Source organism: Thioclava litoralis (assembly GCF_045278885.1).
GTDB lineage: Bacteria > Pseudomonadota > Alphaproteobacteria > Rhodobacterales > Rhodobacteraceae > Thioclava > Thioclava litoralis.
Genome location: NZ_CP135444.1, coordinates 309856 through 324350 on the forward strand (window position 1 = coordinate 309856; position 14495 = coordinate 324350).

Sequence of the window (14495 nt, forward strand, 5' to 3'; positions counted from 1 at the left end):
ATCTGATGTGATCAGCGGCCGCCGATCACACCGATATAGTCAGAGACCCAGCGGTAATAGGGCACGCAATTGCCCTGACTTTCACAGCTGGATACCGGCGTTTGCCAGAACCGGATCCGGTCGAAATCGTCCAGACCATTGGCCGAGCAGCCCTCTGCGGTCTGTTTGCCGGAGCCGTCGGTGCAGGCCGAGGGCACCGAAGGGACGGCCCCGAACCATACCGACAGATCGGACTGGAGGTTGGAATTGAGCGAATGCTCCATGAAGGCATAGGCGCAATTTGGATGCTTGGCCTCGGAATGCAGCATCAGCGTATCGGCCCAGCCGGTCGCCCCTTCCTCGGGGATCACCGACGCGACCGGCACCCCGTCGGCTTTCAGCAGGTTGACCATGAACGGCCAGGACGATGATGCGACGACCCCCTCGTTCTTGAAATCGTCGATCTGGATGAAGGCATCATGCCAGTAGCGCGACACGAGTTTGCGCTGGCCACGCAGCAGATCAAGGGCTGCGGCATATTGGTCCTCGTTCAGCTCGTAGGGGCTGGTGATGCCCAGTTCGGGCTGGTGGGCCATCAGATATAGCGCGGCATCGGCAATATAGATCGGCCCGTCATAGGCCTGCACCCGCCCTGTATTGGCCTTGCCATCGGGCAAGGTCATGGCCTTGAAGACCACCTCCCAGCTTTTGGGCGCGTCGGGGAAGGTCTCGGTATTATACATCAGGACATTCGGCCCCCACATGAAGGGGGTGCCGTAATGTACGCCCTTGACCGTATGCCACGGCGCGTCTTTCAGGCGGTCATCCACGCGCGACCAGCTGGGAATGAGGTCGGTGTTGATCGGCTGCACACGTCCGCCCGCAATCAGCCGCAGCGAGGCATCGCCCGACGCGGTCACCAGATCGAAGCCGCCCTCGTTCATCAGGGCCACCATCTCGTCCGAGGTATTGGCCGTCTTGATCTCGACCTTGCAATTCGTGCTCTGTTCGAATTTGGTCACCCAGTCATAGTCCGGATCGGTCTCGCCGCGCTCGATATAGCCCGGCCATGCGACAATCGAGACGGTCCCTTCGCCCGGTTCGAGCGTGGTCAGCATATCCGCCGCCTGTAGCGGAACGGAGCTTGCGGCAAGCAATGCAAGGCCCGAGACACAGGCGCTTAAAATCGGTTTCATCATGGCTTTCCCTGTTGCAGCGGGAGTCACGGCTCCCTTGCACACAACCCTGTGAAACTCCTTTTGCTTTCACAAATTCAATTATCAGGTTTCAGGTATCGGAAATGCCGATACCGAAGAATTACTTCATGTTTTTATGGGCTTGTGCCGTCAGAATAAATTCTCTTGTGACGCGGCTCAGCGGGGCACCTTTGCGCCAGACAGTTCCAACCTGCACAACTGGTAGGCTTCCGGACACATCGCGCGACACGATGCGGTCCCCCTCAAGCGACCAGCGCCGGTAGACCATTTCGGGCAGCAGCGCGATTCCCGCCCCCGTGGCCACAAGCGAGCGGACCGCCTCGACCGAGCGGGTGCGGAAGGCAACCCGCGGGCGGGCCCCGAAGGCCGAAAGCAGCTTGCGCGTGGCCTCTTCGATCTCGTCGATTTTCAGCATGATCATCGGGGCATCGGTGAGATCCTCGATAGAGACCGAGGGGCGCGTGGTCAGCTCGTGGCCGTTGGGCAGCCATAGCTGATAGGGAGATGTGTCGATAATTTCGGTATGCAGCGCCATCCGGTCGCGCATATTGGAAGCCACCATAACCGCCACATCCAGCTCGCCGCCGACTAGAAGATGTTCGAGATAGTCGCCGCTATCTTCAAGGGCGGTCACCTCGACCTGCGGATTGGCGCGGCGGAAGCGGGCCAGAATATCCGACAGCACATAGCCTGCCACCAGCGAGGTCACACCGATATGCAACGTGCCGGTCAGAGCCTCGCTTTCCTGTGTCAGGGCGTGACGGGCATCGGAGACACCGGCCAGGATGCCGGTGGCATGGCGCAGGAACTGGTGCCCCTTATGGGTGATATCCAGCCCGCGCGGATGGCGGGTGAACAGCGCCACGCCCAGATCGGTTTCCAGTTCGCGGATGGCTTCGGTCACCGCCGATTGCGAGATCGCCAGCGCCTGCGCCGCCCCCGATACCGTGCCGGTTTCGGCCACAGCAATAAAATACCGCAGTTGTTTGAGTGTGAATGCCATCGCCTGCCGCCTGCGCGCAACGCCTCTGCGCTGCGCTATCTGTCCCGATTTGACGCGCCCGCGCAAGGGCCTGTCTGCCGGTCGGCGCTTCGGGGCCTAAGGGAGGGACCAAGGGCAAGGACCGGACACCCGGCGCCTATTTTCCGTCGCAAAGCTTCAGCAGCACGATGCCAAAGAGGATGCTGGCCACGGCGATCAGCCGTGCGGCTGTGGCCTGTTCGCCAAGAAACGCTATCCCCGCCACCACGGCCCCTGCGGTGCCGATACCCGTCCAGACGGCATAGGCCGTGCCCAGAGGCAGGGATTTCATCGCCACCGCCAGCAAGGCGAAACTTGCGATCATGGTGAGGACGGTGATGATGCTGGGAACAAGCAGGGTGAAACCGTCGGATTTTTTCATATAGAACGCCCAGACGGTTTCAAGGATGCCTGCGCAAAACAGAATGAACCAGGCCATTGGGCTCCTTTACGAAGGGGTTGGAGGGACAGGGAGCGTGTCGGGGAAGATCCCCGCCGAGGTCTCGGCCCCGTCATCGAAGCGCGCCAGATAGTCTACGATCAGATCGCGATTCACGGCAAAGCCTTTATACTCGGCCAGCGCCGGATCGAGATCGCGCAGCACGCGGTGCAGGCGGCGGGCCCATTTGGGCTGGGTGCAGATATCTTCGAGGCTCAGCAGATAGCAACGGATCGGGAATACCAGCGCATTCGAGCGCGGCAGGCGGAGGAAGGATTGCAATTCGACGCGCAGAAACTGTTTGCGCCCGACATTCTCGGCGGTGAGTGTGCGTTTCTCCGGTCCCCAATGCGGATAGTTTTCGGGGCTGGTGTCAAGGCGTGGATTGACCGTCATGGTCCAGTTGAGGCGGCGATAGCTCTGGCCCTGCTGCACCGCCAGCAGGAATTTCAGCGCCTTGGTAAACACCCCCATCTCTCCGGCTTTCGGTACGGGGGCGTGCCATTCGAAGAAGTTCATGCCGATATCGAAATCCAGCGACCAATCGGCCTGACTGGTGATCATACCGGCATCCATCCACAGATTGCCCTCGCGTTCATGCAGCAGCGCGAAATCGCCTTGGGCCTGACGGGTAATATATTCCATCGGGCCATAGGGCAGGGTCGCGGCCTCCAGAAAGGTAAAGCGCTGCTCGATGCCGAGAGGGCGGTTGATCCAGTGCCAGCGGTCTCCGTCACGATTGAGCGTGAACAGCTCGGGATAGTCGCGCGCCTTGGCCTGCATGATGCATTCCAGCAGATCCCAACCGGCCAGCTCCATATGTGGCAGCGACTGGCAGCGCAGCGGGTCCTGCGCCAGAGTGATCTCGCGGTCCCGCATCTCGGAGACGTAATGTTCATCGACATCGAAGGCAAACTCGAAGGGCGTGCCGGTCGGGCCGCCCGGATGTTGTTCGATATTGACCGAATACATGTAGCTGTCTTGGTCGAAGGGGAAGGGAAAACGGCGGATGGCCTGTGGCGAGTTGTAGAAGGTGTAATCGCCACGGAAGGTCTCGTCATTGAAGCGCAAAGTCATGGGATGTCCTTACAGATCGAGGGTGAGGTCTTCGCCGAGAAAGCGCGACATGCAGGGCATGATCTTGGTCTGTGCGGCGCGTTCGTCTTCGCTGAGCCAGTGATCATGGTGCAGGATGCGCCCGTGGCACGCGCGCACCGCCGTTTCGCAGCGACCGCAGGCCCCGCCACGGCAGGACCAGTCAATGGGCACATCCGCCGCCTCGATCGCCTCAAGCAGGCTCTGATGCGGCCCGACGGTCAGTGTCCTGCCCGAACGCCCCAGCGTGACCGAGAAAGCAGCCCCCGGTGGCGGGGCAGCAAAGGCTTCGGAATGCAGATGCGACTGCGGCCATCCCAGACGTGCCGCCGTGGCCTCCACTGCCGTGATCAACCCCTCCGGCCCACAGCAGAACACATGGGTTCCGGCGGGTTGCCCGTCCAGTAACGTGGCCAGATCCATGCGGTTGCCCTCGTCCGAGAAATGCAACGAGATGCGGGAGGATCGGGGCAGCAGGCCCAGTGCTGCGGCCTCCTTGCGCGAGGGGGCGGCATAATGCAGCGCCCAATCCAGATTGAGCCGGTCAAGCTGCCGGATCTGCGCCAGAAACGGCGTGATGCCGATGCCTCCCGCGATCAGCAGATGGCGTTTGGCGCGCGGATCGATGGCAAAGAGGTTTGCGGGCATCGACACCCGAAGGCGGTCTCCCTCGCGCACTTTCTCGTGCAGGAACCGCGAGCCGCCCCGCCCTTGCGGGTCCAGCCGGACCGCGATCTCGTAGCCCGAAGGGTCATGCGGGTCGGAAATCAGCGAATAGGAGTTGCGCCGCAGCACGTCGCCATCGGGCATCTCGACCACGATATGGGCGCCGCCCGAGAAAAGCGGCAGCGGGGTTGCGGCCTCGAAACGGAAGAGTTTGACCTGCGGCGTCAGGGCCTGCACCCGTGTGACGGTCAGCGGTAGGGCGGTCATGGACGGATCTCCTGCGGGTCCGGCCTCTGGCCGGGGGTTTCGGCATCGACACAGACGCCCTGAAACACGCCCAGTCGGCGCGAGAAATGGTCGCGTACGAACAGCGCCAGACCGCAATGGGCGCATATGAACGGGTCGGTCAGCACATCTTCGGTGACCCCTTTGCAATGCACGCATTGCACCGCCCGTGCGATATGGCCGCGATGCTCGGTCTGGATCATCTCGGCGGCGATGCCCGCGCCAAGCGCGCGGGCGCTGACCCTGCCGATCAGCCCTTCGCTGCCCGCAAGGCACAGGCGGGTGGCGATGCTTGCCTGTGCCAGAAGCCGGTCCAGCCGTGGCAGGGCGGCGGCCAGATCGGGTGCCTCGCCATAGCTGCGGCAGGGCAAGGCGGCAAGTTTCGGGCCATCGGGGCTGTCTTGCGGTATGAAGAGGATATGCGCCTGTTCGAGACAGCCGGGCATATGCTCGGACAGGGCCAGAAGAGCCGCCCCACCCGCGCCATCCGCCACACAAAGAAGCGGAGCACCGCAGGGCGGCTGCAATGTCCCGTAGGTCGGGCGGGTGGCGATGGAGGGGGTGAATACGGTTGCCATGAAAGACCTTCTTCTGGAAGCATGTCACGTCATGCGGCGCTCACGCGCGCGGGGCGGGTCGCGGTGGGGCGGGCCCTAGCCTTTGGCTGTGCGGCGCAGTTTCTGCGGATCGTGGAAAGGCATCTCGGCGGCCACCGCGCGGATCTCGCCGGTCGGGTTCTGCACGACGAGCGGCGTGCCCGGCACGGCGCAGTCCACCGGCATCCGCGCCATGCCCACCGTATGGTTGTTCAGCGGCGAATGCATCGAAATGGTCACAACCCCCACCTTCTTGCCGTCTTTCAGCAAGGGGGCCCCTTCGACCGCGGGCTGCGTGCCTTCGAGCTTCACGCCATAGATCTTGAACCGTTCCTTGCCCTTCAGGCGGTAATGCTCTTCGGCACCGCGAAAGCCGGTCTTGCCCTTGGAGACGGTGAAGTCCAGCCCCAGCTCCCATAGCGTGTCACCGCAGGGTTCGTCTTCAAACGGATACATTTCCGAATTGTCATAGGGAAAAAACAGCAGCTGGCTTTCGGCGCGCAGCAGATCGAGTGTGGTAAAACGCGTCGGGATGATCCCTATTGCGGCCCCTTCGGCCACGATGGTGTCCCAGATCAGACAGGCATCCTGCCTGCGACAGAAAATCTCGTAGCCGCGTTCGCCGGTATAGCCGGTGCGTGACAGCATGACCGGTTTGCCGAACAGTGTGGTCTGGATATGGCTGAAATAGGCCACATCGCGAAGGCCCGGCACATGTGCCTCCAGATAGTCCACCGCCAAGGGCCCCTGCAGCGAGATGTCGTGCAGATCATCGTCAAACAGCACGGCGGCATTGCGCCCATAGGCCGCCATCGTGAGCGCCTCGAAGCCGAGGCCCGAGCCATGCACCACCATGAACGCATGCGGGCCGGTGCGATAGACCACGCAGTCATCAATGAACTTGCCCTGCTCGTTGAGCATGGTCGCATAGGTGGACCGTCCGGGTTTGAGCGCCTCGATCTCGCGGGTGACGGCACGGTTGATGATATGGGAGGCATGCGGCCCGATGACATGGACCTTCTTGAGCCCCGAAACATCCATCACACCGGCTTTGGTGCGGATGGCCATGTACTCCTCGGTCTGGTCCTTGTCATAGGTCCAGGCGGTGCCCATCCCGCTCCAGTCTTCTAGCTGAGAGCCAAGCGCGCGATGACGGTCGGCCAGCGCGGAAAATCTCCACGATGCGGTCATGTGTTCGTCCTGATGTTAGGGAAGATGTGAGGGAAAGGGTCCGGACCCGTAGTCCGGACACCATCATCATTTTTTGTGGGTCACGGCCCTGTAGGCATGGCCCTCATGTCGCCAGCCGCCGATGACCGCGATGACCACAAGGATCAGGCAGACGATCAGCCACAGGCCCTCGACACTGCCATATCCGGCATAGATCGCGCCGGTCACTCCGTCCCAGCTGGTGGCGTTGAAAGGTGCTTCCATAGATGTAACTCCTGAGTGGGCAGATTATTCTGCGGGGCTGACAGAGGGATGGATGGCTTCGGGATAGGCGGAGGCTGGCACTTTGACCAAATCGAGCCCAAGCTCCTCGGCCTCGCGCGGCACACGCAGCTCGCCCATCAGTTTCAGGACCAGCGAGACGACATAGCCCGGTACGAAGCCCATCACCGCCATGACGGCTGCCCCGATCAACTGTCCGGTGAAGGAGATCTGGATGACATCCTCGCCGAAAAGGGCCGGATAGCCCGAGGCCGCGATGCCGACGACAATCACGCCCCAAAGCCCGAGGAAGCCGTGCACCGCAACCGCGCCCACCGCATCGTCAATGCCGCGCCGTTCGATGAACGAGGCTACAAAGGGCATGGCACAGGCGCCGATGAAGCCGATTGCAAAGGCCATAGGCGGATACCACAGGTCGATCCCCGCCGCGCAGGAGATGATCCCGCCAAGCGCCCCCGACATCATCCAGAACGGATCACGAGTAATCATCCATGCCCCGATAATACCGCCCGCAAAGCCCATCAGGACGTTGAACGTCATGCCCGAAAGCGTCATCGGCGTGCCGTAGATGCTGGCCTCGATCGTGCCCGACCAGCTCCAGCTTTCGCCCGGAACGATGACACAGCCCATCAGGAAGCCCCAGAAACCTGCAATGATCAGCATCAGCCCGACCAGCGTCATCGGCATGGAATGCCCCGCGATATGGTTGGCACTGCCATCGGCATTGAACTTGCCGATCCGCGGCCCGAGATTGATCAGCACGCCCAGCGTGAAGAAGCCGGCAATGGCATGGACGACGCCCGAGGCCCCGAAATCATGATAACCGAACTTGGTCACCAGCCAGCCATCGGCATGCCAACCCCATGCGGCGGCCAAGATCCAGACAAAGGCGCCCAGAACGATCGACAGGATGATGAACCCCGTCAGTTTGATCCGCTCGATCACGCCGCCCGACAGGATCGAGGCGGTGGTGGCGGCAAACAGCACGAAGGCGCCCCAGAACACGCCCGAGGACCGGTCGCTGAGATTGGGGCCCATATATTCGCTCCACGGCAGCGCGATGCCATTGGCATAGGCAAAGCCCGAAGTGCCCATCGGCCCTTCCGATCCGCTCAGACCGGTGGGGAAGGCCCAATAGATCCACCAGCCGACAAAGTAGAAGAACGGGACGATCATCGCGAAGGCGAGAATGTTCTTGATCCCCGCAGAAAGCGCGTTTTTGGACCGCGAGGCCCCCATTTCATAGGCGAGAAAACCGGCATGGATCAGCACCATGAGCGGGATGGTCAGAAAGTAGAAGGTCTCAGAGAAGGTGCCATTGGTGGCGGCGACACTTTCCTTGAGCTGGGCAAGCTGTTCAGACAGGGAAGCGAGCTCTTGTTCCAAGTGAGTCTCCTTGTTGGATGTCCTGAAGGCGCGATTCTTGTGGTTCAGACCAACTGACTTTATTGGTTCTTTTTGTTCGTATAGCCTCGGTGAGAAATTGCCCTTATTGCAACATTAATTCCCATCAGGAATAAACAGATCCGGTATTTGGCACATATCTAATCGCTCGCCCCCTGCCTCCTGCCTAGTTTCTTGGCGGTTTGTGCCTTAGCGCCAGAAGGACGGGTCGGGCCGGTCGCAGGGGGATTGCAAAGAAAATCCCCGTTCAGCGGCGCTGACGGGGAGAAAAGGCGTAAAATTGGTGCTCTGACGAAGGGACCAGTTCAGCTTTCCTGAAGCAGGAGTTTCTGGTCCTCGACCAGTGAAAGCTTCATGAACTCGGTTGCCTCTTCGATATCGCGGGCGGCGATCGCGTTGAAAAGCCCGTTATAGGCGCGCTGGTAGCTGGCCAGCTTTGCGGGGGTGAGATGGCGTTTATACATCGCCGCGCGGAAGGATTGACGCCGCGCATCCAGCACCAGATTGAAACAGGCGACCAGCAGCGGGTTTCCGGTGCCCAAAGCCAGTTGCCGGTGGAACTCTTCTTCCAGCCGGATGAAGGCGGTGGCATCGGTGCTCATGGCTTCCATCTGCGAGACGATCTCTGAAAGCGCCGTTATCTGTTTGGGGGACATGGACAAAATCGCAAGACGCACGATTTCCGGCTCCAGCACGCCCCGCACGGTCAGCAGATGGAGCGGGCCGGTTTCCTCGGCAACCGGCGAATGGGCCTGTAGCGTGCCAGCCGGATCATAGATCACAAAGGACCCCGATCCCTGCCTGCGCCGGATCATCAGGCGGGTCTCCAGATAATCCAGCGCCTCGCGCACGGTATTGCGCGCAACGCCCAGATCCTGCGCCATCTGCCGTTCCGATGGCAGCCGTTCGTCCTTGGCATATTCACCGGAGACGATGCGGCTGCTCAGGGTATCGATCACATATTGCACGGTCGATCCCGGAAGCGGATGCAAAGCGGATGGAGGTGGTGCAGAGGCTGGCACGAATTGGTTCCTTGAGGCCCGAAGGGACGTCCTGCCTTTTTCATAGGCGGCGGGCGCCTCAAGGTCCAGCATTAAGCGGATGCGCGGTAGCCTAGCTGCGTGGGCGCTCCTTCTTCGGGTCATAATGCGCCACGGGGCTTATTCTGGCCTGCCTGCGCCGCAGATGCCCGTCAAGCTGGCCCACTTCCAAGAGCGTTCCGCTGGCCGAATGGGCCACATCGACCCGTGCCAGCGCAATCGACATATGGCTGCGCGGGGAGCGCATGGCCGAGCACACAACACCAATCTGCGCCCGCCCCAGACGCAGGCAATCGCCATGCGAGACCGCTTCCTCGCCCTCGATCTCCAGCCCGACAAAGACACGGGCGGGATGCTGCTTGCGCCGGATCAGCGCCTCGCGCCCGACAAAATCGGCGGTTTTCGACTTCAGCGGGACGGTGAAGCCGATCCCTGCCTCGAACGGGTCGGTCTGGTCGTCGAAATCATAACCTGCAAAGATCAGCCCCGCCTCGATGCGCACCAGATCCAGCCCGGCCAGCCCCATCGGGCGCAGTCCGCAAGGCTGGCCCGCCGCCCATACCGCCTCGAAGACCTGTTTGGCGTCGCGCGGGTGGCAGAAGATCTCGTAGCCCAGCTCGCCCGTATAGCCCGTGCGCGAGACCACAAGAGGAACGCCGTCCGGACCGCCAAGGCGGCCCACCGTGAAGCGGAACCATTCCAGCGCGGTGAGGGCCGGCTGATGGGGCGCGGTCCAGAGAACGGTTTTCAGGATCTCGCGTGCGGCAGGCCCCTGCACCGCGATGTTATGCTGCTGGTCGGTGGAGCTGCGGATCATCACGTTCAGCCCCAGCCGCGCCGCCTCTTCCCGCATCCATGTCCCGCCCAGATCGCTGCCGCCGATCCAGCGGAAATTCTGCGGCCCCAGCCGGAACAGGGTGCCATCGTCGATCATGCCGCCATGCGGGTAGCACATTGCCGAATAGACCACCTGACCGCTGCCGAGTTTCGACACATCGCGGGTCAGCACCCAGTTCAGCAGGGCCTCGGCATCCGGCCCCGTGACCTCGAATTTGCGCAGGGCGGAAAGGTCCATGATCACGGCTTTCTCGCGGCAGGCCCAATAGCTTTCAACCGGATCGGTCTGGGTAAAGCTGTCGGGCAGCCAGAAGCCACGATAATCGGTGAAATTGCGGGTCAGGGGGGCAAAACTGGCGTGGAACCCGCTTTCGCGCGTCATGATAGGGTCATCCTCCGGGGTGGGGCGCCAGGCTGCCGCGCGGGAGAAGGTCTCCGCTCCGCTATAGCTGCGCATATGGATATCGGTCAAATCCCAGCCATTGGCGGCAGAGGTGTCATCGGGGCAGGCCGAAGAGACACAGACCAGATCGGTCAATGCCCGGAGCAGCACATAATCTCCCGGACGTGACCACGGCTCGTCCGCCACCAGAACACCATGCTGGTCAATGGCGGTGTTGAAGAAGAAATTGGCCGCCATCCAGCCTGCGCGCCCCGCAATGTCGTAAGGGGCCAGCGCGGCATTGAAATTCTCGGAGCAGTTCACATGCCCCGGATATCCCAGATCGTCATAATATTTCGCCGAGCAGGCCAGTGCGAACGCGTCATGACGGCCACAGGTGTCCTGAATGACCTCCACCAGCGGGGTCATGTCCTGATCGAAGTATTTCCCATGCAGGCCCGGCATCGGATAGGCGAGAGCCTGCAGGCTGCGGGTGGTGGTGACATCCAGCGGCAGGGCCTGTCCGCGGTCAAGCTTGCGCGCGTCGAAGCACTGGAAATCGGTGCATTGGCGGCCATCGACATCAATGATCTGGATGTAATCGCCCTTGGCGATCCGGTAGGCGCGCGCCGTGGCCGAGGCGATGCGCAGATCCTGTAGCGGCTCGGCCAGAGGGTCGGGCAGGGCATGGCGCAGCTGTGCCCCGGGATGCGCGCGGTGCAGCAGAAGCCCGATGGGTGTGGCGGTGTTCTGGGTCTCGAAATCCATGACAGGGGCGGGGGCCGCCAGCAGCAGCCATCCCGCAGAACGGGCGGTAAAACGGGCCTGGTCGCCGGCGGGGCTGCTCTGGCCGAAAAGGCCAATCCCCTGTCCTTCAAGGGGAATATTCCGCCGTTCCAGTCCGCGCCTGAGGCGTTCCATGCCGCTCCCTGCGGCGCGTAGAAGCGCCTGTAGGGGGGCAAGCGGGCTGTCGGCCCTTGCGCCGATCAGCCCTGCATCGGGGCGCCCGTCCGGATGGGTGACCAGAAGCAGCGCGGCCTGTCCCCCTTCCAGATTGGTGAGCGTGATCTGGTCCCCCTCGGCCAGCCGGACCAGATAGGCCCCGCGCCCCGGGATCGTGTAATGCTCGGTTCCCCGAGGGCGACCAAGGGCCGCCACGCGCCGCGCATGTGTCGGGAGTGGCGCACCGGGCCGGAACAGGGGCAGGTCGGAAAACAGGGTCATGGCGCAGGTCCTGACAAAAAGGGGGGAGCCGGTTCAGTTCTGCAGATAGGCCTGCATGCTGTCATCCAGCGCGTCTTTCCACGGCGTGTGATGCACAGGGGCCATCGTGCCGGTGATGACGGAGCGGTAGCTGTTATTGCGAAAGCCCATGATGTCTTTCTTCTTATGCGCCTTCCATTCGAAGAATGCCTCGCAGGCCCCGTCCACATCGAAGCTGGGATAGTCGGTTTCGGCGATAAGTTCCTTGATATAGTCGCCCTGATAGGTGATGGCGTATTTCACGTCATCCGACGCCTCTTCCGCAGCCTCGCGCGCGGCCACATCGGCCATCATGCTTTGCGTGTCATCGGGCAGGTCGATGCGCCCCAGAATGACATCACGCACAAACCATGCCTGCGCATCGAACATGTTGAAGGTGAACCACTGGTCCTGCATGCCCAGATAGAACAGCTTCGGATTATGCACATAGGCCACGCCTTTATACAGGTCGGCGGTGGCCAGACGGTTGGCGGTTTTCAGGCGCAGATCATCGGGCAGGAAGGGGAAGACATGCCGGTATCCGGTGCATAGGATGATTGCGTCGATGTCTTTGCTGCTGCCGTCCCTGAAATAGGCGGTCTTGCCTTCGACATGCGCAAGCCCCTGTTTCTCTTCCCAGTTTTCCGGCCAGTCAAAGCCCATCGGGGCCGAGCGATAGCAGCTTGTGATGCTGGCGGCCCCATATTTCCAGCATTGCGATCCGATATCCTCGGCAGAATAGGACGCCCCGACCACCAGCACGTTCTGGCCCGCGAATTCACGTGCGTCACGGAAATCATGGGCGTGCAGGATGCGCCCGTGGAATTTGTCGAACCCCGGATATTCTGGCACATTCGGTGACCAGAAGTGACCGGAGGCCACGATCACATGGTCGAATTCCTCCTGATAGACATGATCCTTGACCATGTCATGAATGGTCAGCGTGAAAAGGCCGCTCTGGGGGTCGAAAGAGACCCAGCGGATAACCGAGGAAAACCGGATCCATTTGCGGACATCGGCCTTGAGCACGCGCCCTTCGATATAGTCGAACAGCACGCCGCGAGGCGGATAGGAGGCAATTTGCTTTCCGAAATGTTCTTCGAAAGAATAGTCCGCGAATTCAAGCCCTTCCTTTGGTCCGTTGGACCAGAGATAGCGATACATCGAGCCATGTACGGGTTCGCCATATTCATCGACGCCGGTGCGCCAGCTATAGTTCCACAGCCCGCCCCAGTTGGATTGCTTTTCAAAGCAGACCACCTCGGGGATGGGCGCCCCTTTTTCGGCGGCGGACTGGAAGGCTCTGAGCTGGGCAAGGCCGGAGGGCCCCGCGCCGATGACAGCAACGCGCTTTGACATATCTCTCCTGTGCTCCTCTGTCTGGTTTGGACCAATTATAAATTTGGTTCATTTTACAATACCAATGAGCAATCCAATTATTTTACTGGTCAACCTTTTTTCTTTACAGGAATATCGGGCGGAGACATTCGCGCGATGAACTGGCATTTAATTATGCAGAGGCTGAATAAATGAGCGGGGCATCATTTGCACAAAGGCTGACAGTCACCGGCACCTTGCCACGATTGCGGTCAAGAAACGGGTCTGCGGTCCGTATCGGGTTCCTGCTGCCCAGAAGCGGGCCGGAAAAGATCTGGGGACAACCGGGTTTGGACGGGGCCTCGCTCTGGAGCGACTGGATCAACGAGCGCGGCGGGCTGATGATCGGCGGGCGGCGGCATCCGGTGGAGATCCTGTCGCATGATACCGCTTCGGGGCCGGAGGCCACGTTGCGCGCCGCGCAAGAGATGGTCGAGACGCATGGGGCCTGTCTGGTGCTGACCCTCGGTGGCAACGAGGTCGGCCCCGCCATCGACTATCTCATGTCGCGCCGCATCCTGACCACGACCCTGCTGCCGACCGATCTGTCGCCCGACCGTCCCTATCTGATCGCCCCCGCCGAGGTGCATCCGCTGTTCAATGTCACGGGGGTTGCACATCTGGCAACCGAATATCCGGGCGCGAAAATTGCCTTATGCAGCCAGAATGACCTGATGGGATTGCCGTCTCTGGCCTGCTACCGCGCCGCCTGTGCTGTGGCGGGACTGCCGGTCGTGGAAGAGGTGCTTTATGAGGAAGGCGCTGCGGCAGAAGGCATTGTGGCGCGGATGGTCGCCTCGGAGGCGGATATCCTGTGCTGGTGCTCCTCGACCCCGCCGATGGTCAGGGCGTTGACGCTTGCGGCTTTTGCACAGGGGTTCGGCGGTCAGATCCTGTCCTGCACGGGGGACGGTTACCGGCAGCTTGTTGCGGAAACTTCGGCGGATTTCATGGCCCGCTTTACCTTCCAGTTTCCCGATTTCGATGATCCGGCACTGGCGGATCTGGCCTTTTTCTTCCGGCGCCCGCAGCAGTTTTTCGAGAATTACAATAGCCGCTTCCCCGAAAGCTGGAGCGCGGTCAGCTGGGAATATGCCTCGGTGCTGGATCTGTGGCATCAGGCTGTCGAGCGGGTCGAGACGACATCTCCGGTCTCGGTGCTGGCGGCAATGAAACGCGGGCGGCAGATGCCGCATGCGTTCGGTCCGGCGCGCTGGTGGGGGGATGCGGTCTTCGGGATCGATAACGCGCTTGTCGGCAACTGGCCGGTGGTGCGCCTGCAGGACGGGCATGCACGGATCGTGGCGTTCGCGTCGGTGATCGACTGGCTGGATGCGCATGAGACCGTTCTGGCGAACGAGCTGTCGCGCTTTGGCCAGCTTTGGCACCAGAGGATAGCGGTGCGGCCCCCATTGCAGGATCGGGAGGGCCGAGCGGGAGGGTCGCCCCCTCCCGCCGGATAG

General features: G+C 61.6%; 13 protein-coding genes. 1 reads left to right on the plus strand and 12 read right to left on the minus strand.

Features of this window, described 5'->3' with window-relative positions:
* Positions 1-11: 11 nt before the first annotated feature.
* From RPE78_RS15035 to RPE78_RS15090, 12 genes are all read right to left on the minus strand, one after another.
* Positions 12-1175, minus strand: coding sequence for an ABC transporter substrate-binding protein (locus RPE78_RS15035; protein WP_330647274.1), 1164 nt, complete (start codon positions 1173-1175; stop codon positions 12-14).
* A gap of 121 nt (positions 1176-1296) precedes the next feature.
* Positions 1297-2199: a LysR family transcriptional regulator gene (locus tag RPE78_RS15040; RefSeq protein WP_330646889.1), complete on the minus strand. Its 903-nt coding sequence runs from the start codon at positions 2197-2199 to the stop codon at positions 1297-1299.
* A gap of 136 nt (positions 2200-2335) precedes the next feature.
* On the minus strand, positions 2336-2656 hold the full coding sequence (locus RPE78_RS15045; protein WP_330646890.1) for a multidrug efflux SMR transporter: 321 nt from the start codon (positions 2654-2656) through the stop codon (positions 2336-2338).
* 9 nt (positions 2657-2665) lie between these two features.
* Positions 2666-3733 (minus strand): DUF3445 domain-containing protein, encoded by a 1068-nt coding sequence (locus RPE78_RS15050; RefSeq protein WP_330646891.1) that lies wholly within the window; start codon positions 3731-3733, stop codon positions 2666-2668.
* Positions 3734-3742: 9 nt separating this feature from the next.
* On the minus strand, positions 3743-4684 hold the full coding sequence (locus RPE78_RS15055) for a PDR/VanB family oxidoreductase (protein WP_330646892.1): 942 nt from the start codon (positions 4682-4684) through the stop codon (positions 3743-3745).
* Positions 4681-5280, minus strand: a complete 600-nt coding sequence (locus tag RPE78_RS15060; protein ID WP_330646894.1) for a dimethylamine monooxygenase subunit DmmA family protein — start codon at positions 5278-5280, stop codon at positions 4681-4683. The genes RPE78_RS15055 and RPE78_RS15060 overlap by 4 nt, the downstream gene beginning before the upstream one ends.
* A gap of 75 nt (positions 5281-5355) precedes the next feature.
* Positions 5356-6489, minus strand: a complete 1134-nt coding sequence (locus RPE78_RS15065) for an aminomethyltransferase family protein (RefSeq protein WP_330646896.1) — start codon at positions 6487-6489, stop codon at positions 5356-5358.
* Between the two features lie 66 nt (positions 6490-6555).
* Complete coding sequence (locus RPE78_RS15070) at positions 6556-6732, minus strand: hypothetical protein (protein WP_330646897.1); 177 nt, start codon at positions 6730-6732, stop codon at positions 6556-6558.
* A 24-nt stretch (positions 6733-6756) separates the two neighbouring features.
* Positions 6757-8136, minus strand: coding sequence for an ammonium transporter (locus RPE78_RS15075; RefSeq protein ID WP_330646899.1), 1380 nt, complete (start codon positions 8134-8136; stop codon positions 6757-6759).
* A gap of 323 nt (positions 8137-8459) precedes the next feature.
* Positions 8460-9113, minus strand: coding sequence for a FadR/GntR family transcriptional regulator (locus RPE78_RS15080; RefSeq protein WP_406721687.1), 654 nt, complete (start codon positions 9111-9113; stop codon positions 8460-8462).
* A 154-nt stretch (positions 9114-9267) separates the two neighbouring features.
* The gene (locus tag RPE78_RS15085; RefSeq protein ID WP_330646901.1) at positions 9268-11637 is read right to left on the minus strand and encodes a DUF1989 domain-containing protein; all 2370 of its coding nucleotides are present in this window, start codon (positions 11635-11637) and stop codon (positions 9268-9270) included.
* 33 nt (positions 11638-11670) lie between these two features.
* Positions 11671-13014, minus strand: coding sequence for an NAD(P)/FAD-dependent oxidoreductase (locus RPE78_RS15090; RefSeq protein ID WP_330646902.1), 1344 nt, complete (start codon positions 13012-13014; stop codon positions 11671-11673).
* A gap of 170 nt (positions 13015-13184) precedes the next feature.
* On the opposite strand from RPE78_RS15090, the gene RPE78_RS15095 reads away from it, so the two are divergent.
* Positions 13185-14495, plus strand: a complete 1311-nt coding sequence (locus RPE78_RS15095) for an ABC transporter substrate-binding protein (RefSeq protein WP_330646903.1) — start codon at positions 13185-13187, stop codon at positions 14493-14495.